Here is a 764-nt window from a genome sequence, read left to right as displayed (position 1 = left end):
GGGAAGTCGCTTAGCTTTAATCCGCCATAGCTCAGTTGGTAGTAGCGCATGACTGTTAATCATGATGTCGTAGGTTCGAGTCCTACTGGCGGAGTAATTTAGTTAAGAGGTTTAGGCCTCTTTTTTTGTTATGTAATAATAATCTATCTCGTGTTATTAGAGGCGAGACATTTTTCGGCTCTTTGTCAACTGTAGTGGGTTGATGAAAAGCTAATCTCGAGAAAGGGCAAATTTCGTCATTTTTTTTGAAGTTTTTAAAGTTCCGAAAACCAAAGGCGTTGCGTTTGATAAGTTTGATGAGATTATTAGTGACTTCTAGTTTGGCGTTAGAATAGGCTAGTTTAAGGGCATTGACAATTTTCTCGTTATCAGCGTTCCAAACATTCAAAAATAGTTGGGACTTCCCTTAATAAATCTGTTACTTTCTTTTTCAAGATAGCCCAAGCTTGCTCAATAGGATTCAAATCTGGTGAATAAGGCGGTAGAGGTAAGAAAAAGTGTTTATCTTGGATGCAGAGTTCATCCAAAATGTTCTTGGGATAAAAACTAGCATTGTCCATGATAATAACATGAGGTGTCTTCAAAGCAGGCAGGAGTTGCGTTTTGAACCACTCCACAAAGAAATCGCTTGTCATGCTGTTCTTGTAAATCATGGGAGCTATAAACTCTCCGTCTACTTGTCCTGCAACAATTGAAGTTCGCTCAAAACGACGTCCGCTAATCTTTTCATAGACTTTCTCCCCTCTAGGAGCCCCTGCATAAGG

Annotated in this window: 1 tRNA gene and 2 pseudogenes; 1 reads left to right on the top strand and 2 read right to left on the bottom strand. The window is 39.5% G+C overall.

Annotated features, from left to right (window positions below):
• Nucleotides 1-20 precede the first annotated feature (20 nt).
• Nucleotides 21-94: transfer RNA gene (locus tag HT715_RS05205), tRNA-Asn, on the top strand.
• On the opposite strand, the pseudogene HT715_RS11865 reads toward HT715_RS05205, so the two are convergent.
• Nucleotides 83-370 (bottom strand): annotated as a pseudogene (locus HT715_RS11865) (transposase); the annotation flags it as partial. The gene HT715_RS05205 and the pseudogene HT715_RS11865 overlap by 12 nt on opposite strands.
• Nucleotides 369-764: pseudogene (locus tag HT715_RS05195) on the bottom strand (IS630 family transposase); the annotation flags it as partial. The pseudogenes HT715_RS05195 and HT715_RS11865, both read right to left, overlap by 2 nt.

Origin of the sequence: Streptococcus sp. 4155, assembly GCF_013276695.1 — a bacterium.
GTDB classification, from domain to species: domain Bacteria; phylum Bacillota; class Bacilli; order Lactobacillales; family Streptococcaceae; genus Streptococcus; species Streptococcus pseudopneumoniae.
Note: the sequence above shows the minus strand (reverse complement) of the source record. Positions and strands in the feature narration are given on the sequence as shown.